Source organism: Endothiovibrio diazotrophicus, assembly GCF_054657215.1.
In genome coordinates, this window is record NZ_BAAHXB010000002.1 from 76,461 (window position 1) to 99,430 (window position 22,970).

22 protein-coding genes and 1 tRNA gene are annotated in these 22,970 nt (G+C 65.7%); 20 read left to right on the top strand and 3 right to left on the bottom strand.

The features are described 5' to 3' along the window. The first annotated feature begins 37 nt into the window (after window positions 1-37). Window positions 38-679 carry a methyltransferase family protein gene (locus ACYQ2W_RS01090; protein ID WP_459862558.1) on the top strand — a complete coding sequence of 214 codons (642 nt, stop codon included), beginning with the start codon at window positions 38-40 and terminating at the stop codon, window positions 677-679. 314 nt (window positions 680-993) lie between these two features. On the opposite strand, the gene cheD is transcribed toward ACYQ2W_RS01090, so the two are convergent. Both cheD and ACYQ2W_RS01100 read right to left on the bottom strand, forming a co-directional pair. Beyond that, window positions 994-1,623, bottom strand: a complete 630-nt coding sequence (gene cheD, locus ACYQ2W_RS01095) for a chemoreceptor glutamine deamidase CheD (RefSeq protein ID WP_459862559.1) — start codon at window positions 1,621-1,623, stop codon at window positions 994-996. A gap of 6 nt (window positions 1,624-1,629) precedes the next feature. Then, window positions 1,630-2,490, bottom strand: coding sequence for an HDOD domain-containing protein (locus tag ACYQ2W_RS01100; protein ID WP_459862560.1), 861 nt, complete (start codon window positions 2,488-2,490; stop codon window positions 1,630-1,632). On the opposite strand from ACYQ2W_RS01100, the gene ACYQ2W_RS01105 reads away from it, so the two are divergent. Continuing rightward, entirely contained in the window at window positions 2,489-3,052 is a 564-nt protein-coding gene (locus ACYQ2W_RS01105) for a CreA family protein (RefSeq protein WP_459862562.1), read from the top strand. The two genes, ACYQ2W_RS01100 and ACYQ2W_RS01105, sit on opposite strands and share 2 nt — an antisense overlap. Window positions 3,053-3,179: 127 nt before the next feature. Here ACYQ2W_RS01105 and ACYQ2W_RS01110 read toward each other — a convergent pair whose 3' ends face one another. Then, window positions 3,180-5,312 (bottom strand): nitric oxide reductase activation protein NorD, encoded by a 2,133-nt coding sequence (locus ACYQ2W_RS01110; RefSeq protein ID WP_459862564.1) that lies wholly within the window; start codon window positions 5,310-5,312, stop codon window positions 3,180-3,182. A 309-nt stretch (window positions 5,313-5,621) separates the two neighbouring features. On the opposite strand from ACYQ2W_RS01110, the gene ACYQ2W_RS01115 reads away from it, so the two are divergent. From ACYQ2W_RS01115 to nuoN, 18 genes are all read left to right on the top strand, one after another. Then, on the top strand, window positions 5,622-5,831 hold the full coding sequence (locus tag ACYQ2W_RS01115) for a hypothetical protein (protein WP_459862566.1): 210 nt from the start codon (window positions 5,622-5,624) through the stop codon (window positions 5,829-5,831). A 224-nt stretch (window positions 5,832-6,055) separates the two neighbouring features. After that, entirely contained in the window at window positions 6,056-6,811 is a 756-nt protein-coding gene (gene tpiA / locus ACYQ2W_RS01120; RefSeq protein WP_459862567.1) for a triose-phosphate isomerase, read from the top strand. 25 nt (window positions 6,812-6,836) lie between these two features. Then, window positions 6,837-7,334, top strand: coding sequence for a preprotein translocase subunit SecG (secG, locus tag ACYQ2W_RS01125; protein ID WP_459862568.1), 498 nt, complete (start codon window positions 6,837-6,839; stop codon window positions 7,332-7,334). A 19-nt stretch (window positions 7,335-7,353) separates the two neighbouring features. After that, window positions 7,354-7,438 (top strand) — tRNA-Leu (locus ACYQ2W_RS01130). Between the two features lie 511 nt (window positions 7,439-7,949). Beyond that, window positions 7,950-8,306: an NADH-quinone oxidoreductase subunit A gene (locus ACYQ2W_RS01135; RefSeq protein ID WP_459862570.1), complete on the top strand. Its 357-nt coding sequence runs from the start codon at window positions 7,950-7,952 to the stop codon at window positions 8,304-8,306. After that, window positions 8,297-8,773, top strand: coding sequence for a NuoB/complex I 20 kDa subunit family protein (locus tag ACYQ2W_RS01140; RefSeq protein WP_459862572.1), 477 nt, complete (start codon window positions 8,297-8,299; stop codon window positions 8,771-8,773). The genes ACYQ2W_RS01135 and ACYQ2W_RS01140 overlap by 10 nt, the downstream gene beginning before the upstream one ends. A gap of 5 nt (window positions 8,774-8,778) precedes the next feature. Continuing rightward, window positions 8,779-9,471 carry an NADH-quinone oxidoreductase subunit C gene (locus ACYQ2W_RS01145; protein ID WP_459862574.1) on the top strand — a complete coding sequence of 231 codons (693 nt, stop codon included), beginning with the start codon at window positions 8,779-8,781 and terminating at the stop codon, window positions 9,469-9,471. A gap of 49 nt (window positions 9,472-9,520) precedes the next feature. Then, complete coding sequence (locus ACYQ2W_RS01150; RefSeq protein WP_459862576.1) at window positions 9,521-10,774, top strand: NADH-quinone oxidoreductase subunit D; 1,254 nt, start codon at window positions 9,521-9,523, stop codon at window positions 10,772-10,774. Then, window positions 10,774-11,274, top strand: coding sequence for an NADH-quinone oxidoreductase subunit NuoE (gene nuoE, locus ACYQ2W_RS01155; RefSeq protein ID WP_459862578.1), 501 nt, complete (start codon window positions 10,774-10,776; stop codon window positions 11,272-11,274). Before ACYQ2W_RS01150 ends, nuoE begins: the two co-directional genes overlap by 1 nt. A 3-nt stretch (window positions 11,275-11,277) precedes the next feature. After that, window positions 11,278-12,549 (top strand): NADH-quinone oxidoreductase subunit NuoF, encoded by a 1,272-nt coding sequence (nuoF, locus tag ACYQ2W_RS01160; RefSeq protein ID WP_459862580.1) that lies wholly within the window; start codon window positions 11,278-11,280, stop codon window positions 12,547-12,549. A 156-nt stretch (window positions 12,550-12,705) separates the two neighbouring features. Further along, window positions 12,706-15,069: an NADH-quinone oxidoreductase subunit NuoG gene (gene nuoG, locus ACYQ2W_RS01165; RefSeq protein ID WP_459862582.1), complete on the top strand. Its 2,364-nt coding sequence runs from the start codon at window positions 12,706-12,708 to the stop codon at window positions 15,067-15,069. A 6-nt stretch (window positions 15,070-15,075) separates the two neighbouring features. Continuing rightward, window positions 15,076-16,134: an NADH-quinone oxidoreductase subunit NuoH gene (nuoH, locus tag ACYQ2W_RS01170; RefSeq protein WP_459862584.1), complete on the top strand. Its 1,059-nt coding sequence runs from the start codon at window positions 15,076-15,078 to the stop codon at window positions 16,132-16,134. Between the two features lie 4 nt (window positions 16,135-16,138). Continuing rightward, window positions 16,139-16,627: an NADH-quinone oxidoreductase subunit NuoI gene (nuoI, locus tag ACYQ2W_RS01175; protein ID WP_459862586.1), complete on the top strand. Its 489-nt coding sequence runs from the start codon at window positions 16,139-16,141 to the stop codon at window positions 16,625-16,627. Between the two features lie 176 nt (window positions 16,628-16,803). Further along, window positions 16,804-17,409 (top strand): NADH-quinone oxidoreductase subunit J, encoded by a 606-nt coding sequence (locus tag ACYQ2W_RS01180; protein WP_459862588.1) that lies wholly within the window; start codon window positions 16,804-16,806, stop codon window positions 17,407-17,409. Further along, window positions 17,406-17,711 (top strand): NADH-quinone oxidoreductase subunit NuoK, encoded by a 306-nt coding sequence (nuoK, locus tag ACYQ2W_RS01185; protein ID WP_459862590.1) that lies wholly within the window; start codon window positions 17,406-17,408, stop codon window positions 17,709-17,711. Before ACYQ2W_RS01180 ends, nuoK begins: the two co-directional genes overlap by 4 nt. Before the next feature lie 6 nt (window positions 17,712-17,717). After that, window positions 17,718-19,709: an NADH-quinone oxidoreductase subunit L gene (gene nuoL, locus ACYQ2W_RS01190; protein ID WP_459862592.1), complete on the top strand. Its 1,992-nt coding sequence runs from the start codon at window positions 17,718-17,720 to the stop codon at window positions 19,707-19,709. Window positions 19,710-19,750: 41 nt separating this feature from the next. After that, window positions 19,751-21,265, top strand: coding sequence for an NADH-quinone oxidoreductase subunit M (locus tag ACYQ2W_RS01195; RefSeq protein WP_459862594.1), 1,515 nt, complete (start codon window positions 19,751-19,753; stop codon window positions 21,263-21,265). A 19-nt stretch (window positions 21,266-21,284) separates the two neighbouring features. Beyond that, complete coding sequence (gene nuoN, locus ACYQ2W_RS01200) at window positions 21,285-22,715, top strand: NADH-quinone oxidoreductase subunit NuoN (RefSeq protein ID WP_459862596.1); 1,431 nt, start codon at window positions 21,285-21,287, stop codon at window positions 22,713-22,715. The last annotated feature ends 255 nt before the right edge of the window (window positions 22,716-22,970 follow it).

Below are 22,970 nucleotides of genomic sequence, written 5' to 3' on the forward strand. Positions count from 1 at the left end.
TATACCCGTCGATGTCGGCGTTACCCGTGACCGGAAAATGTACACCGCCGATCATCTGATATTGGCACTCGCCTGGATCGGCTATTTCGCGCTCCATTCGCTGACCGCATCATTGTGGTTGAAGCGGTGGATGGCGGAGCGGTGGCCGCGGCTGATGCCGTTCTACCGGCTGCTCTTCAACGGCGTCGCCGGGTTGCTGATCCTGCCGCTGCTGGGGTTCATGTATTCGCTGCAGGGGGCGTGGCTGTGGCGCTGGCAGGGGGGTGGCTTCTTCATCGCCAATGGCCTGGCGTTGGCGGCGTTGGCGGGATTCGCGTGGTCCCTGCGCTGGTATGACGGCCAGGAGTTCCTCGGCCTGCGCCAGCTTCGCCATCGGGTGGCGGCGGTCGAGGATCAGGAGCGGTTCCACCTCTCGCCGCTCCACCGCTACGTACGCCACCCGTGGTACTCGCTCGGGTTGGTGCTGGTCTGGACCCGCGACATGGAGCCGGCGCTGCTGCTCTCGGCGATCCTAGTCACCGCCTACTTCGTGCTCGGTTCCCGGTTGGAGGAGCGCAAGCTGATCGCCTATCACGGCGAGCGCTATCGCCGCTATCGCGAACGGGTGCCTGCGCTGATCCCGTGGAAGGGGCGGGCGCTGACGGCGTCGGAGGCGGAATTCCTGGTTGGCGGCGGATGATCGGCGCCGTGAACCATAGGGCGCCCCGCGGGCGCCGTGCCAAACGGAACTGCCATGCTTTCGGACGGGCCTGACGGCATCGGAGGCGGAGTCCTTCGTTGGCTGCGGATGATCGACGCGGAGAACGCAGAGAACGCGGAGGGTAATAGGGCGCTTCGGGCACGCCCGTGCCAAACGGAGTCGCCATGCCTTCGGTTGGGCCGCGGCGCCCGCGGGGCGCCCTATAAGGCTTGCTGACGCCCCTTCCCCTCTCTTCTCCGCGTTCTCTGCGTCTCTGCGATCTCTGCGTTTCCCAGCCGGACCTCAAGCCGGACTCAAAACAGCTCGATCTCCCCCTCCACCGGCTTCTCCTCGATGGCGCTGAGGTAGGCGGTCTCCCGGGCGGCGATGGTGTTGGTGTGCAGCGAGCGCAGCTTCTTCACCCGCACCCGGCCGGTGGTCGGGAAATAGATCACCTTGCGCGGGTAGACGTCACCGAGGTCGCGGGTGGCCAGCTCCAGTCCCTCGGTGCGCACGTAGTCGAGGGCGAAGCGGATGTTGCGCTCTCCCACCGTGGTGGCGGTGACGAGGATGCGCCCGCCGCCGAACAGCTTCACCTCCAGGTTTTCCCGCCGTCCCCCGGCCTTCAGGATATCGTTGATCAGGTGCTCCATGGCGAAGTTGCCGTAGCGGGTGGCGGCGCTGGTGTCGGCGGCGTGCCAACTGCCGGCGTCGCCGCTCGACGCGGGGAGCATGAAGTGGTTCATGCCGCCGATGCCGAACACCTTGTCGCGCACGCAGGCGGAGATGCAGGAGCCGAGCACGGTGAAGACCGCCTCGTCGTGGAGGGTGACGTAGTATTCGCCGGGGAGGATCTTCGCCGCGAAGACGCCGTGGGTGGCGTCCCACTTGCGGCTGATGTGGCCGAAGCCGCGTAGCGCGCGGGGTGGGGCGGTGGGTTCCATCGCGCGCTACTCCCCGGCGGGGGAGAACAGCTTGGACGCCTCGTCGATCCCCTCCATCGCCTCGGTTACCGCCGTCTCCACCGCCGCCCGGTCGAGCCCGGAGAGCTTCCAGGCGGCGGCGGAGATCGGTGGTGCCTGCTCCGGGTCGAGGGTCTTCAGCTCGGCCATCTGGGCGGCGATGTTGGCGATGTGGACCAGCGCGGTCTCCGCCTGGAACGCTTCGGCCCGTTCGACCGCGTGGTGGTGGCGGATACACTCCTCGAGGATCGGCGGTAGCTGCCACAGGTGCGCCAGCTCGCCCCCCACGTCGCCGTGGTCGAAACCGAGCACCCGCTGCTCCGCCTGGTGGATCGCCAGCTCTTCGGGGCTGTCGAGGGTGAGCAGCAGCACCTTGCGGGCCAGCTCGGGCAGCCGGCTGAAGATCACCAGCTCGCCGATGTCGTGGAGCAGCCCGGCGGTGAACATCACCTCCGGCTGGCCCTTGCGCGCCTGTCGCGACAGGGCGCGGGCGCACAGCGCACAGAGCAGGCTGTGGTTCCAGAAATTCTTCATCGACACCAGTTCGTTGGGCAGCCCCTCGAAGGTGTCGGTCACCGAGGTGGCGAGCACCAGGGCGCGGATCTGCTGGGTGCCGAGCACGGTGACCGCGCGGGCGACGGTGTCGACCGTGGCGGTGAGGGCGTAGAGCGGGCTGTTGGCCAGGCGCAGCAGGCGGGCGGTGAGGCCGGGGTCCTGGGCGATGATCTCGCCCACCTGGGCGGCGCTGCCGCGGGGATCGTCCACCGCCTGGTTGACCCGGATGAACACCTCCGGCAGGGAGACCAGCTCACCGACCCCTTGGACCAGCAGTTCGACAGGTGTGGTCATGGTGGCTCCTCTTCGCCTGGTTCATACCGGATCAAACATCCAGTATGCCATTGCGGAACAAGAGGATGCTATATTGCGCGGCCGACATTTGAAGAATGTACTCATGCGCCGTATAGCTCTCGCCGTTTTCGCCCTGATCGCTTCACTGGATGTCTCTGCGGAGCCCGTTGGCTGCGTCTCGACGGTGTTCAAGTGGATTGGTCCCAACGACAAGATCTGTGTGGATTCCTTCCATGATCCCAAGGTCGATGGTGTCGTCTGCCATGTGAGCCGGGCGAAGACCGGTGGGGTCAAGGGCGCCGTTGGATTGGCCGAAGATACCTCCGACGCCTCCATCGCATGCCGCCAGGTCGGCCCGATCGCGATCAAGGGCGACCTCGAAGATGGAGAGGATGTGTTCAAGGAGAGCCGCTCATGGTTTTTCAAGAAACTCCAGGTGGTGCGGTTTTTCGATCGGGCGAACAACACCCTCGTCTATTTGAGCTTTTCGGACCGGCTTATCGAGGGGTCGCCCAAGAACTCCATCTCCACGGTGCCGATCATGCCTTGGGGGGCGAGGTAGATCGTCGGAAGGATCCTTTCCGGGACGCCGTCATCCAAAATATTCGACCGCAGATTTGCGCAGATGACTATCTGCGTTCATCTGCGTAAATCTGCGGTTCATTTTCCCCTCCGGGTTGTTCGTGGCGCTACGTGGTCAACCGCCGATAGATGTCCGATACCTTGAACGGCAGCTGCCGCACCTCGTCCACCACGGTGAAGGCCGCCGGCCCGTAGAGGTGCGGCAGGTAGTCGCGGGCCTCCTCGTCGATGGTGATGCAGTAGGGATGGATGCCGTCGCGCTTCGCCTCCAGCAGGGCGCGGCGGGTGTCCTCGACGCCGTACTCGCCGCGGTAGCCGTCGTAGTCGTCGGGTTTGCCGTCGGAGAGGGTGATCAGCACCCGGGTGCGGGCGCTCTGTTCATTGAGCAGCCGGCTGAGGTGGCGGATGGCGAAACCCATGCGGGTGTAGTCCTGTGGGCGGATGCCGGAGATGCGGGCGCGCACGGTGGCGTCGTAGGGCTCGTCGAAGCGCTTCACCCGGTAGAGGTCACAGCGCTTGCGGGTGTTGCCGGAGAAACCGTAGATGGCGTAGCGGTCGCCGAGGGCCTCCAGCGCCTCGCAGAGCAGGATCAGCGACTCGCGCTCAGCGTCGTTGATCCAGCCGCGGGTGGAGCCGCTCATGTCGACCATGAAGGCCACCGCGATGTTGCGCTCCGCGCGGTGCAGCCGGGTGAAGAGGCGTTCGGGCATCTCGCGCCCGGCGCGGTGGTCGGCCAGCGCCTCCACCACCGCGTCGATATCGACCCCTTCGCCGTCCGGCTGGCGCTTGAGGATGCGCTCCTCGTCGCGTAGCGCCTCGAAGGTGCGCCTCAGGTGGCGCGCCAGTCCCGCGTGTTTGCGCAGGGTCTCCTCGGCGAAGTCGTCGCGGACCGCCTCCACGTCGCGCTCGCGCACCGCGCACCACCCCTTGCGGTAGTGCTGGCGGCGGTGATCCCACTCCCGCTCCAGGGTCGCACCCTCCTCGTGGTAGGTGCCGCGCCACACCGCGTCAGGATCCTCCTCCTCCTGCACCTCCTTGAAATAGCGCGGGTCGTAGTCGCCGGGGCCGGCGGGGTGGAGGTATTCGTCGGGGATGTCGTCGAGGTCGAGGAGGATCGAGGTGGCGAGTCGCGTCACCTCGTCGGGCGGGGCCAGCGGGGCGTCGTCGAGCAGCAGTTCGAAGCGCACCCCTTCGGGCACCGTCGGGTCGGGGACGATCCGCTTGTCGAAGCGTGTCTCCCGTTCGGGGCCGGGCGTCTCCCGCGTCTGTTCTTCCAGCATGCGGGCCAGCGCGACGCGGAAGTGGATCTTCTCCCGTTCGATGCGCGCGGCCTGCACCGCCTGGACCAACGGCGGGTCGAGACGTCCCTGGTAGCTGCGCGGGGGAGGGGGCGCCAGTTCGCCGACCCGGTCGAGGGCGATGGCGAGGCAGTCCTCGGCGGTGGCGTCCGCGCTGCGCAGCCGGCCGGCCAGCGCTTCCCACTCGTCCGAGGGAGCGGTGTCGGCGAGCTTTGCCTCCACTTCGCCCATCTCCCGATAGAGTCCCGGTAGCTCGCGGCCGATGCACCCCTCCAGCCGCTCGGTCTCCAGGGCGTGGAAGAGGGTGAGCAGCCGATCGCCGTCGGGGTGTTGCTCGACCAGGGTCGCCAGCGGCAGGCGGAAGGTACCGAAGCGGGTCTGCGCCCAGTGCAGTGCCACCATCGCCTTGTAGAGCCGGAAGTTGTCGCGGGCGTCGGGTAGCCGGGCGACGATCGGCGGCAGGAACAGCGTCTCGCTGTCGGTGTAGGGGGCGTCCGCCTCCTCCAGTTTGAGATGGCGGCCGGAGAGGCCGTGGAGGAAGTGCCCGAGCACCCCCTGCTGTTCCTCGAACAGTGCGCCGGCGGCCCGTTCGTGGGTGACGTGGACGAAGGAGTCGATCTCGTGGATCGCCGCCAGCGCCGGGTGCAGCCCCTGGCGGTCGTAGAGGTCCATGGCGCGCACCGCCCACGCCTCGATGCCCCGTGGGGCGAGCACCTCCAGGGCGTAGGCGGCGTGGCCGGCGAACCGATAGGCCAGTTCGATGTGGGTGCTGGCGATGCGCCGCACCCAATCGAGCACGTATTGCTGCTCTTCCCGCGTCAGCCGTGCGATCGCCGCGGCGGCGGGGCCTGCGTCGCGGAAGTTGAACTCCACCTCGAGGATCTCGTCGAGGCGCGCCTCGATCCGGTCGGGCGGGAGGGGCGTGTCGTCGGCGCTGCTCATGGCGCGAGGATAGCAGCGGGGCTTGGCCTGCCCCAACCCTTTCGCGGGTAGGGGTGGCGGGGCGGTGTGGTGTCCGCTGTAGGAGCGGCCCCAAGGCCGCGATCGTGCGGAGTGCCGTGCCTCGAAGATACTGGCGGCGGTTGGCGGAAACGGCGCCATCGCGGCCTCAGGGCCGCTCCTACCGTTCGGTTGCGGCCGGCGTAGCGGTGCGGCGACGGCTTTGCGGGATTTCTCAACGATTTTGGGGTTGTAATAACTGAGTGAAAGACTAAACCAATAACAAGGTCAACCCACCGCCAGGAGTCCACCATGATCATCCGCACCACTACCGACCCGATCTCGCTGCACGACGTCCCCAACCCCGAGAGCCATCCCTGCGTCCACATGGGGGACGGCGACAACGGCATCGACGTCTACTTCGAAAATGAGACCAACCGTCAGACCTTCCTGCACATGGACGTGGAGGAGCGCAAGGTCCTGGTCGGCGACGCCTCCGACGACTACGTCGCGGAGGGTTGACGAATACCCATCGACCGCTCCTTCGTTCAACCCCATCCACCCCGCCGGGGAGGGGGCATCGCCCCCTCCATTCCCCCTCTTCCAAACACGGGGTGCGCGCCGCGCCAGAGCTCGCAAGAACCCCGCCCGTCACGCCGCCTCCGCCACCAAAAAGACCCATTGCATTTTCCAGCGCACCCCGCTACAGTAGCGCGCTCTTTTCGACGGGTCTCAAGGAGACAGGCATGCGTCAACCCCTGGTTGCCGGCAACTGGAAGATGAACGGCTCCCGCGCCATGGCGAAGGAGTTGATCGAAGGTCTGAAGGCGGGTATCGGTGAGGTCTCCAAGGCCCGGATGGCGGTCTGTCCCACCTTCGTCCACCTGCCCGAGGTGGCCTCTCTGCTGGAGGGCTCCAGCATCCAGTTCGGTTCCCAGGACGTGTGTGATCGGGTCGGCACCGGTGCCTTCACCGGCGAGGTCTCCGGCGAGATGCTCAAGGAGTTCGGCTGCACCTATGCCATCGTCGGCCACTCCGAGCGCCGCAGCCTCTACGGCGAGAGCGACGAGTTCGTCGCCCAGAAGTTCGCCGCCGCGCGTCAGGCCGGCCTCAAGCCGATCCTCTGCGTCGGCGAGACCCTGGAGGAGCGCGAGGGCGGCATCACCGAAGAGGTGGTGGGTCGCCAACTCGATGCGGTGATCGAACTGGAGGGGGTCGAGGCCCTGGCCGACGGCGTCATTGCCTACGAGCCGGTGTGGGCCATCGGCACCGGAAGGACCGCGACCCCGGAGCAGGCCCAGGAGACCCACGCCTTCATTCGTGGCAAGATCGCGGCGCTCGATGCCGAGGTGGCCGGGAAGGTGCAGATCCTCTATGGCGGTTCCATGAAGCCGGACAACGCCGCGGAGCTGATGGCCAAGCCCGACATCGACGGGGGCCTGATCGGCGGCGCGTCGCTGAAGGCGGCCGATTTCCTCGCCATCGGCAAGGCCGCCGGCTGAGCCGAGCGGAGAGAGACAGAATTTTATGTTGACGATCCTGCTGGTCATCCAGGTCTTCGTTGCCCTCGGGCTGATCGGGTTCATCCTGATTCAGCACGGCAAGGGGGCGGACATGGGGGCGGCCTTCGGTGCCGGAGCGTCGGCCACGGTGTTCGGCGCCCAGGGTTCGGGTTCCTTTCTGACCCGCACCACGGCGATCCTGGCGGCCATCTTCTTCGTCAACAGCCTGGTGCTTTCGCTGCCCGCGGTCCATGGCCGTGACGAGCAGAAGCAGAGCATCATGGATCGGGTGAAGGCGGCCCAGCCGGCCGTGCCGGCGATCCCCGAGGATGCGATGCCGGTGGATGACGTGCCGGGGGCCAAAGTTTCGGACGTGCCTGCCGCTCCGGCCGCCGGTGCGGAGGATGTTCCCACGGTGCCGGCCGACGATGCGGCGCCTGCGGCGGAAGCGGATGTTCCGGCGGTGCCCGCCGCGCCGGAGAAGAAGGATGTGCCGGTCATTCCCACCGCTCCGGTGGAGTGACGGGAAGGTGACGAGTTTTGCGGATGTGGTGGAATTGGTAGACACGCTATCTTGAGGGGGTAGTGGCGCGAGCCGTGCGAGTTCGAGTCTCGCCATCCGCACCATACGAAAAGCGCCGGCCATGCCGGCGCTTTTTTTTGCCTGCATTTTCCTGGTGGGTTGGGTAAATTGACGGTTTTCCCCTTAGCGCCTCTTTTCTTTTCTTTCGCACTTTTTTTGTCAATTATTCGCTTCCCGGCAGGCCCCCGGATCTTTATGTCTTTTTTTTTATAGGTCCTTAAGCGCATCATTAACTTCTTGATAAAGAAGAAAAATGATTGGGCCGTCGCAGGCTTGACAGGGGGTTTGTCCGTCGCCTATCCTGATTCGGATTTTTACGTAGTGTCGACCCGTTAAGCGGGCTAGTCACGAAGTTTGTTTCCGGTGCGGGTCGGCAGGGTGCCGATCGTCGGTGCCGAGTGGCGGGGATGCACCCGCCACGATTTCCAAGAAGAAATTGGGGAGAGAGTCTTTGCGCTACGGGTCGGGGCCTGCGGTCCCTTCGCGCCCTCCCCACGTCTTCCGGTCGCTCAACTAGAGAGAGCCGCGGTTCGTCCGCGGGCTCGGTGAGGCGAAATGCTCGAGAACTATCTGCCCATCCTGATCTTCATCCTGGTCGGCATCGCCGTCGGTGTCGGTCCCATGGCGATCGGCTTCCTGCTCGGGCCCCACCGCCCGGACAGCGAGAAGAACTCCCCCTACGAGTGCGGCTTCGAGGCCTTCGAGGACGCCCGCATGAAGTTCGATGTGCGCTTCTATCTGGTCGCCATCCTCTTCATCATCTTCGATCTGGAGATCGCCTTCCTCTTCCCCTGGGCCATCGTGCTCGACCAGATCGGCCTGTTCGGTCTGCTCGCCATGGCAGTGTTCCTCGGGATCCTGGTGATCGGCTTCATCTACGAGTGGAAAAAGGGCGCACTGGAATGGGAGTAGAAGGTCTCCTCGAAAAGGGGTTCGTCACCACCAGTGCCGATACCCTGATCAACTGGGCGCGCACCGGCTCGATGTGGCCGATGACCTTCGGCCTGGCCTGCTGCGCGGTGGAGATGATGCACGCGGGTGCCTCGCGCTACGACCTGGACCGCTTCGGCATGCTGTTCCGGCCCAGTCCGCGCCAGTCCGATCTGATGATCGTCGCCGGCACCCTGACCAACAAGATGGCCCCGGCCCTGCGCAAGGTCTACGACCAGATGCCCGAGCCGCGCTGGGTCATCTCCATGGGCTCCTGCGCCAACGGTGGCGGTTACTACCACTACTCCTACGCGGTGGTGCGCGGCTGCGACCGCATCGTGCCGGTGGACATCTACGTGCCGGGCTGCCCGCCGACGGCGGAGGCGCTGCTCTACGGCATCATCCAGCTGCGTGACAAGATCAACCGCACCAACACGATTGCCCGGTGACCTTCATGAGTGAATCCCTGCAAGCGTTGGCGGAGAAGGTCGCGGAGCGTTTCGGCGCGGCGATCGAGGGTTCCGCGATCGAGCGCAACGAACTGACCCTGGAGGTGGCCGCCGGCTCCTTGCGCGAGGTCTGCACCGCCCTGCGCGACGAGGAGGCGTTCGCCTTCGAGCAACTGATCGATCTCTGCGGCGTCGACTACAGCGCCTACGGCCGGGACGAATGGGACGGTGAAAACGGTCCCGACACCGGCTTCAGCCGTGGCGTCGAGGGCGGTAGCGGTCGCGACTGCGCCTTCACCCCGAAGGCCCGTTTCGCGGTGGTCTATCACCTGCTGTCGGTGAAGTACAACCGCCGGCTTCGCCTGCGCGCCTTTGTCGCCGACGAGAGCCTGCCGCGGATCGACTCGCTGGTCGACATCTGGAGCGCCGCCAACTGGTTCGAGCGCGAGGCGTTCGACCTCTACGGCATCCTCTTCGACGGCCACCCCGACCTGCGCCGCATCCTCACCGACTACGGCTTCGTCGGTCACCCCTTCCGCAAGGACTTCCCGCTCTCCGGCCATGTGGAGATGCGCTACGACCCGGAGAAGCGGCGGGTGGTCTACGAGCCGGTCTCCATCGATCCACGCACCCTGGTGCCCCGGGTGATCCGCGACGACCACCGCTACCTCGGCGACGGCGAGGCCCACGAGTCCTGAGCGGGCTCGCTGGTCCCGGAACGGCACACCCCAGAGAGAATCAGCGCAGATGCCTGAGATCCACAACTACACCTTGAACTTCGGCCCCCAGCACCCGGCCGCCCACGGCGTGCTGCGCCTGGTGCTGGAGATGGACGGCGAGGTGATCGAGCGCGCCGACCCCCACGTCGGCCTGCTCCACCGCGGTACCGAGAAGCTCGCCGAGAGCAAGCCGTTCAACCAGTCGATCGGCTACATGGACCGTCTCGACTACGTCTCGATGATGTGCAACGAGCACGCCTATGTGCTCTCCATTGAGAAGCTGCTCGGCGTCGAGGTGCCGGAGCGCGCCCAGTACATCCGCGTGATGTTCTCTGAGATCACCCGCATCCTCAACCACCTGCTGTGGATCGCCGGCCACGGTCTCGACGTCGGCGCCATGTCGATGTTCCTCTACGCCTTCCGCGAGCGTGAAGATTTGGTCGATATCTACGAAGCGACCACCGGCGCACGGATGCACGCCACCTACTTCCGTCCCGGCGGCGTCTACCGCGACCTGCCGGCGACCATGCCGCTGCACCAGCCCTCCAAGTTCCACGACGAGAAGGAGACCGCCCGGCTCAACGCCGATCGCGGCGGCTCCTTCCTCGACTACATCGAGGCCTTCACCGAGCGCTTCCCGTCGCGGGTCGACGAGTACGAAACCCTGCTCACCGACAACCGCATCTGGAAGCAGCGTCTGGTGGACGTCGGTATCGTCACCCCCGAGCGGGCGCTCAACCTCGGCTTCACCGGTCCGATGCTGCGCGGTTCCGGCATCGAGTGGGACCTGCGCAAGAAGCAGCCCTACGAGGTCTACGACCGTATGGACTTCGACATCCCGGTGGGCACCAACGGCGACTCTTACGACCGCTATCTGGTGCGCATGGCGGAGATGCGCGAATCCAACAAGATCATCAAGCAATGCGTCGACTGGCTGCGCACCAACCCCGGTCCGGTGATCGCCGCCGACCACAAGGTGGCACCGCCCGCCCGCGCCGAGATGAAGGGCGACATGGAGTCGCTGATCCACCACTTCAAGCTCTTCTCCGAGGGCTACTGCGTCCCCGAGGGCGAGGCCTACGCCGCGGTGGAGCATCCCAAGGGGGAGTTCGGCATCTACCTGATCTCCGATGGCGCCAACAAGCCCTACCGGCTGAAGATCCGCCCGCCGGGTTTCGTCCACCTGTCGGCGATGGATGAGATGGTGCGCGGCCACATGCTGGCCGACGTGGTCACCGTCATCGGTACCCAGGACATCGTATTCGGGGAGGTGGACCGCTGATGGCCGCCCAAAATACCTCACAGGCACTTTTGAACGACGCATCGCGCGCCGACATCGACCGCTGGGTCGCCAAGTATCCGCCGGAGCAGAAGCAGTCGGCGGTGATGGCCGCCCTGCGCATCGCCCAGGAGCAGAACGGTGGGCACCTCACCCGGGAGCTGATGGACGCCGTGGCCGAGTATCTCGAAATGGCGCCGATCGCAGTCTACGAAGTGGCCACCTTCTACTCCATGTACGAACACAAGCCGGTGGGCAAGCACAAGATCTGTGTCTGCACCAACATCTCCTGCCTGCTGCGCGGCTCCGAGGAGGTGATGGATCACCTGGAGAAGAAGCTGGGTGTGAAGCCGGGCGAGGTGACCGCCGACGGCAAGTTCTCCTTCAAGGAAGTGGAGTGCCTCGGCGCCTGCGGCCACGCGCCGATGATGTCGGTGGGCACCGAGTACCACGAGAACCTCACCGGCGAAAAGATCGACGCCATCCTGGACGGACTGGAGTAAGCGATGTCCAACCAAGTCTGTTTCAGCAACCTCGCGGCCGAGCGCTCCTGGACCCTGGAGGCCTACAAGGCGGCCGGCGGCTACCAGGTGTGGGAGAAGATCCTCAAAGAGGGGATCACCCCCGAGCAGATCATCGACGAGATGAAGGCCTCCGGCCTGCGCGGCCGCGGCGGCGCGGGCTTCCCCACCGGCCTCAAGTGGTCGTTCATGCCGCGCAACAAACCGGGGCAGAAGTACATCCTGTGCAACTCCGACGAGGGCGAGCCGGGCACCTTCAAGGATCGCGACATCCTCCGTTACAACCCCCACGCGGTGATCGAGGGGATGTGCATCGCCGGCTACGTGATCGGCGCCACCCGCGGTTACAACTACATTCGCGGTGAGTTCTGGGAGCCCTACCAGCGTTTCGAGGGGGCCCTGGAGGAGGCGCGCGCCGCCGGCTACCTGGGCGAGAAGCTGCTGGGCAGCGACTGGGAGATGGAGATCCACTCCCACCTCGGCGCCGGCGCCTACATCTGTGGCGAGGAGACCGCGCTGATCGAGTCGATCGAGGGCAAGAAGGGGCAGCCGCGCTTCAAGCCGCCGTTCCCCGCCAACTTCGGTCTCTACGGCAAGCCGACCACCATCAACAACACCGAGTCGCTCGCCTCCGTCCCCTACATCCTGCGCAACGGCGGCAAGTGGTTCGCCGACCTGGGTACCGCCAACGCCGGCGGCGAGAAGCTGTTCTGCGTCTCCGGCCACGTCGAGAAGCCGGGCAACTACGAGATCCCCATGGGCACCCCCTTCAGCGAGTTGCTGGAGATGTGCGGCGGCATCTGGAAGGGGCGCAAGCTCAAAGCGGTGATCCCCGGCGGCTCCTCCACCCCGGTGCTGCCCGCCGAGATCATCATGAACTGCACCATGGACTACGACTCGCTGGCCAAGGCGGGGTCGATGCTCGGTGCCGGCTCGGTGATCGTGATGGACGAGACCACCGACATGGTGAAGGCGCTGGCACGCATCGCCCACTTCTATTACGAGGAGTCGTGCGGCCAGTGCACCCCCTGTCGCGAGGGGACCGGCTGGATGGCGCGCGCTATTCACCGCATCTACCACGGCGAGGGGCGGCAGGAGGACCTGGACATGCTGACCGACGTGGCCAACAAGATCCAGGGCCACACCATCTGTGCGTTGGGTGACGCCGCGGCGATGCCGGTGGCCTCGTTCATCCAGCACTACCGTGACGAGTTCCAGTACTACATCGACCATGGCAAGAGCATGGTCACCGGCTGACCGTTACATAGAAGAAGATTGATCCGCCAATGAACGCAAACGAACGCCAATTGAAGAGAAGAGCCCGGGACGGCTTCGCCGCCGAAGGCGGCAGCGTTATTTGCGTTCGTTTGCGTTCATTTGCGGACAACTCTTCTCTTCGAGTGGCTTTCAACGATGACTGACTTGGTCAAATTCGAGATCAACGGCACCGAGGTGGAGGCCCCCGCGGGCACCATGCTGATCGACGCCGCCGACAACGCCGGGATCAAGATCCCCCGCTTCTGCTACCACAAGAAGCTCTCCGTCTCGGCCAACTGCCGGATGTGCCTGGTGGAGGTGGAGAAGGCGCCCAAGCCGATGCCCGCCTGTGCCACCCCGGTGAACGCCGGGATGAAGGTCTTCACCCGCTCGCCCAAGGCGATCGCCGCCCAGCGCGGCACCATGGAGTTCCTGCTGATCAACCACCCGCTGGACTGCCCGATCTGCGATCAGGGCGGCGAGTGCGAGCTGCAGGACCTCTCCATGGGCTATGGCCGCGACCTCTCGCAGTTCAGCGAGGGCAAGCGCGCGGTGCCCGATCCCGACCTGGGGCCGCTGGTCGCCACCGAGATGACCCGTTGCATCCACTGCACCCGCTGCGTCCGCTTCGGCGTGGAGATCGCCGGCGTGCCGCAGCTGGGCGCCACCGGCCGCGGCGAGCACACCGTCATCGGCACCTACGTCGAGCAGGCGCTCACCTCGGAGCTGGCCGGCAACATCATCGACCTCTGTCCGGTGGGCGCGCTCACCTCCAAGCCCTACCGCTTCACTGCCCGTTCCTGGGAGCTGCGTCAGAGCGCTTCCATCGCGCCCCACGACGGTGTCGGCTCCAACATCAATATCCACACCCTGCGCGGCAAGGTGATGCGGGTGGTGCCGCGGGACAACGAGGCGCTCAACGAGCAGTGGATCTCCGACCGCGACCGCTTCAGCTATCAGGCGGTGAACAGCGGCGAGCGGCTGCTGCGGCCGATGATCAAGGAGAACGGCAACTGGGTGGAGACCGACTGGAACCGCGCCCTGGAGGTCGCCTCGCAGGCGCTGTGGAAGGTCTCCGGCAACGACCTCGGTGTGCTGGTCTCCCCCAACGCCACCAGCGAAGAGATGGTGCTCGCCGCCAGGATCGCCAAGGGGCTGGGCTGCGACAACATCGACCACCGCCTCAACCAGGCCGATTTCCGCGACCAGGAGCTGGCCCCCGCGTTCCCCTATCTGGGCAGCTCCGTCGAGGCCCTGGAGTCGATGAACGCCGCCCTGGTGGTAGGCTCCAACCTCCGCAAGGAGCAGCCGATCCTCGCCCACCGCCTGCGCAAGGCGGCGCAGGCCGGCGGCAGCGTGATATTCCTCAACCCCGCCGACTTCGAACTCAACTATCGCGCCGCCGCCTCGATCGGCGTCGCGCCGGGCCGCATGGTCGGCGAGCTGGCGGCGATCGCCAAGGCCGCCGCCGAGGTGAGCGGCAAGTCCGCCCCCGCCGGCGTCGCCCAGTTGATTTCCAAAGCCGAGGCGAGCGACCAACACACCGCCATCGCCCGCCATTTGAGCGACGGCGAACAGGCCACCGTGCTCCTCGGCAATCTGGCCATCGCCCACCCCGATTACGCGGTGCTGCGCTCCCTGGCCATGGCCATCTCCGGGATGACCGGCGCCGCCTTCGGCGTGGTCGGCCTCGGTGCCAACGCCGCCGGCGCCTGGCTCACCGGCTGCGTCCCCCATCGCGAGATCGGCGGCGAGGCGAAGCCGGGTGCCGGGATGGATGCCCGCGCCATGCTCGCCGACGCCCGCCGCGGCTACCTGCTGTTGGGCGTCGAGCCCGAACTGGACTGCTGGGACTCCGCCGCCGCCGTCTCGGCCCTGGCCGGCGCCGAGCAGGTGGTCGCGCTGACCTCTTTCGTCTCCGATGCGTTGAAGGAGCGGGCCGGCGTGCTGCTCCCCATCGCCACCTTCGCCGAGACCTCCGGCAGCTATCTCAATGCCGAGGGGCGTCTCCAGTCCTTCAACGGCGCGGTGGCCCCCGCCGGCGACGCCCGCCCCGCCTGGAAGGTGCTGCGCGTGCTGGGCAACCTGCTGGAGCTGGAGGGCTTCGACTACGAGGCCTCCAGCGAGGTGATCGACGACGCCCTGCGTGCCGTGCTGGAGGCCCCCTCCACTGCGCCCGGTTCCTGCAAGGCGGCGGAGGCCACCTTCAAGGACGAGGGGGTGCAGCGCATCGGCGAGACCCCGATCCACTCCGCCGACGCGGTGGTGCGCCGCGCCCCCGCCCTGCAGGCGAGCCCGGACGGCTGGCGCGGGTCGGCGCGGATCGCCGCCACCCTGGCCGGGAAGCTGGGGGTGGGGGAGGGCGACGCGATCGCCGTCGCCTGCGGCGACCACCGGATCACCCTGCCGGCGACCCTCGATACCCGTCTTCCCGGCGGCTGCGTGTGGCTGCCGGTCGGCGTCGCCGAGACCGCCGGCTTCGGCCCCGCCTTCGCCACCGTGACCCTCGAAAAGGCTTAAACAGGTATGGAACAGTTGATCGCAGTCCTCTGGATCCTGATCAAGATCGTGGCGATCGTCTTGCCGCTGATGGGTCTGGTCGCCTACTACACCCTGGCCGAACGCAAGATCATCGGCTTCATGCAGCTGCGTATCGGACCGCACTACAACTGGCCGCGCGGCTGGTTGCAGCCGATCCAGGACGCGGTCAAGCTGATGTTCAAGGAGATCATCCTCCCGACCAACGCCAACCGCTTCCTGTTCCTCACCGCGCCGATCCTCTCGATCACCCCGGCGCTCGCCGCCTGGGCGGTGATCCCCTTCGGCGCCGACGGGCGGCTGGTGCTCGCCGACATCGACGCCGGCCTGCTCTACGTGCTGGCGCTCAGCTCCTTCGGCGTCTACGGCATCATCCTCGCCGGCTGGGCCTCCAACTCCAAGTACGCGCTGCTCGGCGCGATGCGCTCGGCGGCGCAGATGGTCGCCTACGAGATCGCCATGGGCTTCGCCCTGGTCGGTGTGCTGATGGCCTCCGGCTCGCTGAACCTCGGCGACATCGTGCGCGCCCAGGAGGGGAGCTTCGTCACCTGGTTCTGGCTGCCGCTGCTGCCGCTGTTCCTGGTCTACTTCATCTCCGGGGTGGCCGAGACCAACCGCGCGCCGTTCGACGTCGCCGAGGGCGAGTCGGAGATCGTCGCCGGTTTCCACGTCGAGTACGGCGGCATGGCCTTCGCGGTGTTCTTCCTCGCCGAATACGCCAACATGATCCTGATCTCGGCGCTCACCGCGCTGATGTTCCTCGGCGGCTGGCTCAACCCGTTCCAGGGCATCCCGCTGCTCGAGCCGCTGACCGCGTGGGTGCCGGGGCTGTTCTGGTTCTTCGCCAAGACCTGCGTCTTCGCCTACCTCTTCCTCTGGTTCCGCGCCACCTTCCCGCGCTACCGTTATGACCAGATCATGCGCCTGGGCTGGAAGGTGTTCATCCCGGTCACCATCGTCGGCCTGGTGCTGGCGGCGGTGCTGATCTACTGCCAGGTCTACCCCTGGTTCGACAAGCCGACCGCCGTGGCGCTGGGCGGGGTGTAACGATATGCGAGCACTCAACCACTTCCTCAAGAGCTTCTCGATGTGGGAGCTGCTGAAGGGCCTGCGCCAGACCAACACCTTCTTCTGGTCGCGCAAGCTCACCCTCTACTATCCGCACGAGAAGACCCCGCAGTCGCCCCGCTTCCGCGGCCAGCACGCCCAGCGCCGCTACCCCAACGGCGAGGAGCGCTGCATCGCCTGCAAGCTGTGCGAGGCGGTCTGTCCGGCGCTGGCGATCACCATCGAGGCGGAGCCCCGCGAGGACGGCCAGCGGCGCACCACCCGCTACGACATCGACATGTTCAAGTGCGTCTACTGCGGCTTCTGCGAAGAGGCCTGCCCGGTGGACGCCATCGTGCTCACCCGCAACTTCGAGTTCTGCTACGACGGCAAGGGTCAGAACATCATGACCAAGGAGAAGCTGCTGAAGGTGGGCGACGAGCGCGAGGCGGAGATCGCCGCCGACCGCGCCACCGATGCTCCTTACCGCTAAGGCGAAGAAGAAGGATTTTTCCGCAAATGAACGCAAATGAACGCAAATCAAGAGTTGAAGAGGTGGAAGCCACGCTTTCTTCTTCATTTGCGTTTATTTGCGTTCATTTGCGGACAAATCTTTATCTGATGCGTTCGCGGACAAAAATTTCTGCCGATGAGTAAGGCAACACAACTATGAGTTTCGAGCAGATCATCTTCTACTTCTTCGCCGCCATCCTGGTGTTCGCCGGGTTGCGGGTGATCACCGCCAGGAACCCGGTGCACGCCGCGCTGTTCCTGGTGCTCTGCTTCGTCACCAGCTCCGCCCTGTGGATGCTGCTGGAGGCGGAGTTCCTCGCCCTCACCCTGGTGCTGGTCTACGTCGGTGCGGTGATGGTGCTGTTCCTCTTCGTGGTGATGATGCTCGACATCAACCAGACGCCGCTCCAGGAGGGCTTCGCCAAGTACCTGCCGCTGGGCGGCACGGTGGCGCTGATCGTGGTCGCCGAGATGGCCCTGGTGATCTACCGCAACGTCACCGTCGACCGTTTCCCCGCGCCCGCCGCGGCCGCGACCGCCGACTACTCCAACACCAAGGCGTTGGGCAGCGTGCTCTACACCGACTACGTCTACTCCTTCGAGGTGGCGGCGATGATCCTGCTGATCGCCATCGTCGCGGCGATCTCGCTCACCCTGCGGCGGCGTCCCGAGACGAAGAAGCAGACGGTGGGCGAGCAAGTCAAGGTGCGCGCCGGCGACCGGCTGCGCATGGTGAAGATGGCGGCGGAGAAGAAACAATGATTGCCCTGGCCGATTACCTGATCCTCGGTGCCGTGCTCTTCGCGCTGGCGGTGGCCGGGATCTTCATCAACCGCAAGAACGTCATCATCCTGCTGATGTGCATCGAGCTGATGCTGCTGGCGGTCAACACCAACTTTATCGCCTTTTCCCACTACCTGGGGGACAGCGCCGGTCAGGTCTTCGTCTTCTTCATCTTGACCGTGGCCGCCGCCGAGGCGGCGATCGGCCTGGCGATCCTGGTGGTGCTGTTCCGCAACCGCCGCACCATCAACGTCGATGACCTGAAGAGCCTGGAGGGGTAGCCCGTCGTGGAGAATCTCTATCTCGCCATCCCGCTGGCCCCGCTCGCCGGCTCCCTCGTCGCCGGCCTGTTCGGCGGCCGCATCGGCCGCGCCGGCGCCCACTGGGTCACCATCATCGGCGTGGCCGTCGCCTTCCTCCTCTCCCTGGTCGCCTACAAGCACGTGGTGTGGGACGGCGCCGAGGCATTCAACGGCACGGTCTACACCTGGATGGTCGCCGAAGGCGTGCGCTTCGAGGTGGGCTTCCTGATCGATCAGCTGACCACACTGATGATGTGCACGGTCACCTTCGTCTCGCTGATGGTCCACGTCTACACCATCGGCTACATGGCCCACGACGAGGAGAACTGGCCCGCGGGCTCGCTCGCCGGCACCAACAGCTACCAGCGCTTCTTCTCCTACATCTCGCTGTTCACCTTCTCCATGCTGATGCTGGTGATGAGCAACAACTTCCTCCAGCTGTTCTTCGGCTGGGAGGCGGTGGGTCTGGTCTCCTACCTGCTGATCGGCTTCTGGCTGAAGCGCGAGAGCGCGGTCTACGCCAACCTCAAGGCGTTCCTGGTCAACCGCGTCGGCGACTTCGGCTTCCTGCTCGGCATCGCCGCGGTCTACATGCACTTCGGCACCCTCGACTACGCCGAGGTGTTCGCCAAGGCCCCCGCGCTGGCCGAGACCACCATCCAGATCTTCGAAGGCACCGACTGGTCGCTGATGACCGTCATCTGCATCTTCCTCTTCATCGGCGCCATGGGTAAGTCGGCGCAGGTGCCGCTGCACGTCTGGCTGCCCGATTCCATGGAAGGTCCGACCCCGATCTCCGCGCTGATCCACGCCGCCACCATGGTCACCGCCGGTATCTTCATGGTGGCGCGCATGTCGCCGCTCTACGAGCTCTCCGAGACCGCGCTGTCGGTGGTGCTGGTGATCGGCGCGATCACCGCCTTCTTCATGGGGCTGCTCGGCCTGATCCAGAACGACATCAAGCGGGTGGTCGCCTACTCGACCCTCTCCCAGCTCGGCTACATGACCGTGGCGCTGGGGGCGTCCGCCTACGCCGCCGGCATCTTCCACCTGATGACCCACGCCTTCTTCAAGGCGCTGCTGTTCCTCGCCGCCGGTTCGGTGATCATCGCCATGCACCACGATCAGGACATCCGCAACATGGGCGGCCTGAAGAAGTACATGCCGATCACCTACTGGACCTCGCTGGTCGGCTCGCTCGCCCTGATCGGCTTCCCCGGCTTCTCCGGCTTCTTCTCCAAGGACGCGATCATCGAGGCGGTGCACCACTCGACCAATCCGGCCGCGGGGTTTGCCTACTGGGCGGTGCTGCTCGGCGTCTTCGTCACCGCCCTCTACAGCTTCCGCATGTTCTTCCTGGTGTTCCACGGCGAGGAGCGGATGGACGAGCACACCCGCCACCACCTGCACGAGACCCCCAAGGTGGTGACCGTGCCGCTGATCCTGCTCGCCATCCCCTCCGTGGCCCTCGGCTGGATCACCATCGGCCCGGTGCTCTTCCACGGCTACTTCGACGGCGTGATCCACGTCGCCGGGGAGCACGACGTGTTGGCCGGGATCGGCGAGCACTTCCACGGCTCGTGGGCCTTCCTGCTCCACGGCGTGATGGGCCTGCCGCTGCTGCTGGCCGCCGCCGGCGTCGGTGTCGCCTACTGGTTCTACATGGTCAATCCGTCGATTCCGGCGGCGATCAAGGAGAAGTTCAGCTGGCTGCACAAGCTGTTCGAGAACAAGTACTACGCCGACGAGTTCAACGAGCTGTTCTTCGCCGGCGGTGCCCGCCTGCTCGGCAGCCTGCTGTGGAAGAACGGCGACATGCGCCTGATCGACAGCACCCTCGTCGATGGCAGCGCGAAGACGGTGGGCTGGATCTCCGGCATCGTCCGCCACCTGCAGAGCGGCTACCTCTACCACTACGCCTTCGCCATGATCCTCGGGCTGGCGGCGCTGCTCTGGTACTTCGTCCTGGCCGTTTGAGCCGGGACTCGGAATAAGACGTACCGAAAGGTAACCAACGAATGTTCGCGGATCTGCCCCTGCTCAGTCTCTTGATCTGGATGCCCATCATCGGCGGCTTCCTGGTGCTCACCGCCAGCGACAAGGAGGCCAACGCCGCCCGCCGCCAGGCGCTGTTCTGGTCGATCGGCACCTTCCTGCTGAGCATCCCGCTGTGGACCAGCTTCGATCCCGCCACCGCGGCGATGCAGTTCACCGAGACCGCCTCCTGGGTCGAGCGCTACCAGATCTACTACCGCCTCGGCGTCGATGGCTTTTCCATGCCGCTGATCATCCTCACCACCTTCACCACGGTGCTGGTGGTGCTCGCCGCGTGGGAGGTGATCCAGACCCGCGTCGCCCAGTACATGGCCGCCTTCCTGATCATGGAGGGGATCATGAACGGCGTCTTCGCGGCGCTCGACGGCATCCTCTTCTACGTCTTCTGGGAGGCGATGCTGATCCCGATGTTCCTGATCATCGGTATCTGGGGTGGCCCCAAGCGGGTCTACGCCACCATCAAGTTCTTCCTCTACACCTTCTTCGGTTCGGTGCTGATGCTGGTGGCGCTGATCTACCTGCACCTGCAGGCCGACAGCTTCAATATCCTCGACTTCCACAACGTGCCGCTGGGCGAGACCGCGCAGATCCTGATCTTCCTCGCCTTCCTCGCCGCCTTCGCGGTGAAGGTGCCGATGTGGCCGGTACACACCTGGCTGCCCCACGCCCACGTCGAGGCGCCCACCGGCGGCTCGGTGATCCTGGCGGCGATCATGCTCAAGATCGGCGGCTACGGCTTCCTCCGCTTCTCCCTGCCGATCGCCCCCGACGCCTCCCACCAGCTCGACTGGCTGATTATCCTGATGTCCCTGGTGGCGGTGGTCTACATCGGCTTCGTCGCGCTGATCCAGCAGGACATGAAGAAGCTGATCGCCTACTCGTCGATCGCCCACATGGGCTTCGTCACTCTCGGCTTCTTCCTCGGCTTCGAGATCTTCAAGCAGACCGGATCGATGGAGGGGGCGGCCCTCGGCATCGAGGGCGGGATGATCCAGATGGTCTCCCACGGCTTCATCTCCGGCGCGCTGTTCCTCTGCGTCGGGGTGATGTACGACCGGGTCCACTCGCGCCAGATCGGCGACTACGGCGGCGTCGCCCACACCATGCCGATCTTCGCCGCCTTCATGGTGCTGTTTGCGATGTCCAACTCGGGGCTGCCCGGCACTTCCGGCTTCGTCGGCGAGTTCATGGTCATCCTCGCCGCCTTCAAGGCCAATTTCTGGTACGCCTTCCTCGCCGCCACCACCCTGATCCTCGGCGCCGCCTACACCCTGTGGCTGGTCAAGCGGGTGGTCTACGGCGAGGTGGCCAACGACAACGTCGCCAAGCTCACCGACCTCAACGCCCGCGAGTTCGTCATCCTCGGCCTGCTCGCCGTCGCGGTGCTCGCCCTCGGCCTCTATCCCGCCCCGCTGGTGGAGGTGATGGAGGCGTCGGTGAACAACCTGCTGGCGCACATCGCCCAGTCCAAGCTCTAACGGTTGAAGCGATACCCCTATGCACTTCGTCACCCCCGACTTTCTGCCCGCGCTGCCGGAGATGTTCGTCGCCGGCATGCTCTGCTTCATCCTGGTGCTCGACGCCTTCCTCAACGACGCCCAGCGCAACGCCACCTACCTGCTCGCCCAAGCGACGCTGTTCGGCGCGGCGCTGCTCACCCTGACCGGCCTCGGCGGTGAGGCGCAACTCACCTTCAACGGCTCCTTCATCAAGGACGCCATGGGTGACCTGCTCAAGGTGTTCCTCTACGTCACCACCATCGGCGTCTTCCTCTACTCCCGCGACTACCTGCGCCAGCGGGACGTCTTCAAGGGCGAGTACTTCGTCCTCGGCTTGGCCGCCGTCCTCGGCATGATGGTGATGATCTCCGCCCACAGCTTCCTCACCATCTATCTGGGGCTGGAGATGCTCTCGCTCTCGCTCTATGCGATGGTCGCCTTCGAACGCAGCAACGGGGTCGCCTCCGAGGCGGCGATGAAGTACTTCGTCCTCGGCGCGCTCGCCTCCGGCATGCTGCTCTACGGCATCTCCATGCTCTACGGCGCCACCGGCTCGCTGGACCTCAAGGTGGTGGCCGAGGCGCTGCCCAACCTGGGTCGCGACCCGCTGCTCGCCTTCGGCCTGGTCTTCGTGGTGGTGGGGCTCGCCTTCAAGCTCGGCGCGGTGCCCTTCCACATGTGGCTGCCCGACGTCTATCACGGCGCCCCCACCTCGGTGACGCTGTTCATCGGCACCGCGCCGAAGCTCGCCGCCTTCGCCATGGTGATGCGGGTGCTCGCCGACGGCCTCGGCGGACTGGTCGCCGACTGGCAGCAGATGCTGATCATCCTGGCGGTGCTGTCACTGGCCATCGGCAACGTGGTGGCCATCGCCCAGACCAATCTGAAACGGATGTTCGCCTATTCGACCATCTCCCACGTCGGCTTCCTGATGCTCGGCATCCTCGCCGGTACCCCCGAGGGCTACTCCGCGGCGATGTTCTACACCATCACCTACGCGCTCACCGCGCTGGGCGGCTTCGGCATGATCCTGCTGCTCTCGCGCAAGGGGTTCGAGGCGGAGAATCTGGAAGACTTCAAGGGCCTCAACCGCAAGAGCCCCTGGTTCGCCTTCATGATGCTGCTGATCATCTTCTCGATGGCCGGCGTGCCGCCCACCGTCGGTTTCTACGCCAAGCTGGCGGTGCTCCAGTCGGTGATCGCCATCGACCTGCTGTGGCTGGCGGTGGTCGCCGTCGCCTTCGCCATCATCGGCGCCTTCTACTACATCCGGGTGGTGAAGATCATGTACTTCGACGACCCGACGGACGAGGAGGGGATCAGCGCGCCGTTCGACATGAAGGTGCTGCTCTCCGCCAACGGGTTGGCGATGGTCGCGTTGGGTGTCCTGCCCGGCGGTTTGATGGCCCTCTGCTCCGCCGCAATCTGAAGCCACGAAAAAGCCCCGCCTCCCTCGCGCGGAAGCGCGTCGGGAGGCGGGGCTTTTTCGTGGCTATGTCTGATAGCCGTGGCGACACTCCTCGACTGTAGGAGCGGCCCCGAGGCCGCGATGACGCCATGTCCGTTCCTACCACTTGCCAAATCGAGGTGCCTCACTCCGTCGTGATCGCGGCCTGGGGGCCGCTCCTACAACGAATCGCGGCGCTATCGATCGCAACACGAGATTCGGATTGAGGCGGGCCGT

Bases quoted from the DNA above. Each gene is read 5' to 3' on its own strand.
- ACYQ2W_RS01090 (WP_459862558.1), top strand. From the start codon at position 38: ATGTACACCGCCGATCATCTGATATTGGCACTCGCCTGGATCGGCTAT.
- cheD (WP_459862559.1), bottom strand. From the start codon at position 1,623: ATGGAACCCACCGCCCCACCCCGCGCGCTACGCGGCTTCGGCCACATC.
- ACYQ2W_RS01105 (WP_459862562.1), top strand. From the start codon at position 2,489: ATGGTGGCTCCTCTTCGCCTGGTTCATACCGGATCAAACATCCAGTAT.
- ACYQ2W_RS01100 (WP_459862560.1), bottom strand. From the start codon at position 2,490: ATGACCACACCTGTCGAACTGCTGGTCCAAGGGGTCGGTGAGCTGGTC.
- ACYQ2W_RS01110 (WP_459862564.1), bottom strand. From the start codon at position 5,312: ATGAGCAGCGCCGACGACACGCCCCTCCCGCCCGACCGGATCGAGGCG.
- ACYQ2W_RS01115 (WP_459862566.1), top strand. From the start codon at position 5,622: ATGATCATCCGCACCACTACCGACCCGATCTCGCTGCACGACGTCCCC.
- tpiA (WP_459862567.1), top strand. From the start codon at position 6,056: ATGCGTCAACCCCTGGTTGCCGGCAACTGGAAGATGAACGGCTCCCGC.
- secG (WP_459862568.1), top strand. From the start codon at position 6,837: ATGTTGACGATCCTGCTGGTCATCCAGGTCTTCGTTGCCCTCGGGCTG.
- ACYQ2W_RS01135 (WP_459862570.1), top strand. From the start codon at position 7,950: ATGCTCGAGAACTATCTGCCCATCCTGATCTTCATCCTGGTCGGCATC.
- ACYQ2W_RS01140 (WP_459862572.1), top strand. From the start codon at position 8,297: ATGGGAGTAGAAGGTCTCCTCGAAAAGGGGTTCGTCACCACCAGTGCC.
- ACYQ2W_RS01145 (WP_459862574.1), top strand. From the start codon at position 8,779: ATGAGTGAATCCCTGCAAGCGTTGGCGGAGAAGGTCGCGGAGCGTTTC.
- ACYQ2W_RS01150 (WP_459862576.1), top strand. From the start codon at position 9,521: ATGCCTGAGATCCACAACTACACCTTGAACTTCGGCCCCCAGCACCCG.
- nuoE (WP_459862578.1), top strand. From the start codon at position 10,774: ATGGCCGCCCAAAATACCTCACAGGCACTTTTGAACGACGCATCGCGC.
- nuoF (WP_459862580.1), top strand. From the start codon at position 11,278: ATGTCCAACCAAGTCTGTTTCAGCAACCTCGCGGCCGAGCGCTCCTGG.
- nuoG (WP_459862582.1), top strand. From the start codon at position 12,706: ATGACTGACTTGGTCAAATTCGAGATCAACGGCACCGAGGTGGAGGCC.
- nuoH (WP_459862584.1), top strand. From the start codon at position 15,076: ATGGAACAGTTGATCGCAGTCCTCTGGATCCTGATCAAGATCGTGGCG.
- nuoI (WP_459862586.1), top strand. From the start codon at position 16,139: ATGCGAGCACTCAACCACTTCCTCAAGAGCTTCTCGATGTGGGAGCTG.
- ACYQ2W_RS01180 (WP_459862588.1), top strand. From the start codon at position 16,804: ATGAGTTTCGAGCAGATCATCTTCTACTTCTTCGCCGCCATCCTGGTG.
- nuoK (WP_459862590.1), top strand. From the start codon at position 17,406: ATGATTGCCCTGGCCGATTACCTGATCCTCGGTGCCGTGCTCTTCGCG.
- ACYQ2W_RS01195 (WP_459862594.1), top strand. From the start codon at position 19,751: ATGTTCGCGGATCTGCCCCTGCTCAGTCTCTTGATCTGGATGCCCATC.
- nuoN (WP_459862596.1), top strand. From the start codon at position 21,285: ATGCACTTCGTCACCCCCGACTTTCTGCCCGCGCTGCCGGAGATGTTC.